The organism is Priestia sp. P5_B4, from assembly GCF_056400385.1.
Genome location: NZ_JBFULJ010000632.1, coordinates 1 through 2,248, shown reverse-complemented (window position 1 = coordinate 2,248; position 2,248 = coordinate 1). Strand labels below are relative to the sequence as shown.

Sequence of the window (2,248 nt, the reverse complement as noted above, 5' to 3'; positions counted from 1 at the left end):
GTTACTAATCACAAACGGTGATAAGCCCGGTAAGTTTAACTCTTCTGTCAGCTGAGATACAACCTCTAATGCAGGCTCATATAATGTCATAATGCCGTCAAAAGGATTTTTGTGATGCTCTGCTTTAATAATCTCAAGAGCTTTGTCTGGGGTGTGAAATAAATCAATGGGTATGAAATTTTGTACGTTTTTAAGATGCTTAGGTTCTACTTCTTCTTGGTTATAAAAAAACGTCAATTTAATTCCGAGAGCTTCTGCTTCTTCAAAAATAAACGGTAAATATGTATTTTGTAACACAACTGCTAGATGCTTATTTTGTAACGGCATTTACTTCCCCCCTACTTTTAAACAGCTCTTCACTGTTCGATGACTAAATTCTAATGACCGCTTCATATATTTGTCAATTTAATTTTATATAACATTAGGAATATATAGAATATTTAATATATTAGTAAAAAGTAAAGAAAAGAATGGGTTTATAGAGTTAATACTAAAGCGAAACTAAAAGCAGAAATTTTGCTATTTGATTATAGAGATATTTTTAGAAAAATTTAATGAGAATTTTTCTAAAAAAAGAAAGGGCGACATAGATTCAACCTTTCTTTTTTTGTTTTTTATTAAAATAGATATTAACCATTTATAAAGTTACATCTTTTTCAGCCATCTCATTTAGTATTCTTTTTTTGACGTAGCATTTATTTCATAGGCTGCAAATGATTATTAGCTTTTTGTTTGGCATCACGCTGAACGAAAAAAATGATGCAAAGCGCCAGAAGATATAAACATGCAAAAGCTGTTATGTACCAAAGTGCTGAGGTGATTCCGCTTACGTCCATAGTAAAGCCAATAAGTGCAGGGAAAACAGCTCCTCCAAGTCCTGAAAAACCAGTAATTAAACTTGTTACAATACGAGCAGATCCAGTAAACGTATGGTTAGCATATACCATCGTTATCGAATAGATACCTGACATGGCAAGCCCTAAAAATCCTAATAAAATATAGCCTGCTACTGCTTCTTTTAACACAATAAACAGCACTAAACTCACAATTGTTCCTCCAATGCTGCCAAAAAGATAACGTTCGTATGTAACGATTCGAATAATCCATCCAGTAGCCACTCGTCCTATTAGCATAGCCAACCAAAAAACGCTTATGCTCAAAGTAGCCTGTGACGGGATTACATCTAGATACGCGATAAAAATAGACGAAAGAAAATTATTCATACTGCTTTCTACTCCGGCGTACATAAAAATCATCACACTAAAAAGAGCAAGTATTTTCCATCTTTGATTTTTAGCAAGCACAGGCGCAGGTTCTGAGTTGGCGTCTGAAGCATGACTTTCTGAAGTTAAAACAGTCTCTTTTTTAAAAGAAATCATTTTACAGACCACAACCATTAGTAAAGCTAGTACACTCGTTATAAAAAATGAAAACCTCCAGCTGTTCTGTGAAATCAATAAGCTAGCTACTAACGGCATCAACAGCGCACCTAGACCAAATGACACTTCTAAATAACTCATAACAATAGCTCTTCTACCGATAAATACTTCCATCATTAAAGTAGCTACAACTACTTCCAATGCGGCTACACCAATACCGTTTAAAAAATTGAATGCAATAATCCACTCGAATGGAGGCAATAAAAGCATACCTATTTGTGATAGCGCTATCATTAGTGCGGAAACTGTAAGTAAATTCATTTCTCTAAAGCGTCCTAATAGAAAAGAAGATAGCGGAACTCCTATCAAAAATCCTAAAGAACCTAATAATACAAGCTGTCCGCCAACTGTATAGGACACATGATAATGTGTTAACAATTGCGGTAAGACGGACCCTACGGCTGTAATGACTAATCCGCCCAGCAAATAAAGCGCATATGAAGCTAGCGCAAACTTTTTCATCTCCCCACTCCCTTAAATTCTCTAAAACTTTCTTTCTGTACTTAATTATAAAGCTTTTCCTTTAGTTGTTAACTGAAATTTGAGAAAAAAACCATTCTTCCTGCTCTACTTAATTTCCAGTCATTTATAAGATAAAACAAAAAGAAGAAGACAGATGCCTCCTTCTTTTTGTTTTTCACTTTACAGTGACGCTTTTAAAATAGCTAAAATATCATCTTTATTTAGTTTTTTAAAGTTACCGAAACCTCCGTACGCCATTTCACGAGCAGCAATTCCAGCAATTTCGTCTAGTCGCTCTTCTCCGATATCGTAATCTGCTAAGCGAGAAGGTGCACCAAGGCTTGACC

1 protein-coding gene and 2 pseudogenes are annotated in these 2,248 nt (G+C 34.9%); all 3 read right to left on the bottom strand.

What is annotated here, in order from left to right:
• A pseudogene (locus tag AC1DRF_RS23965) lies at nt 1-327 on the bottom strand (ATP-grasp domain-containing protein); the annotation flags it as partial.
• 368 nt (nt 328-695) lie between these two features.
• Nucleotides 696-1,901, bottom strand: a complete 1,206-nt coding sequence (locus AC1DRF_RS23960) for an MFS transporter (protein WP_427076533.1) — start codon at nt 1,899-1,901, stop codon at nt 696-698.
• Nucleotides 1,902-2,081: 180 nt separating this feature from the next.
• Nucleotides 2,082-2,248, bottom strand: a pseudogene (locus AC1DRF_RS23955) (NADH-dependent alcohol dehydrogenase); the annotation flags it as partial.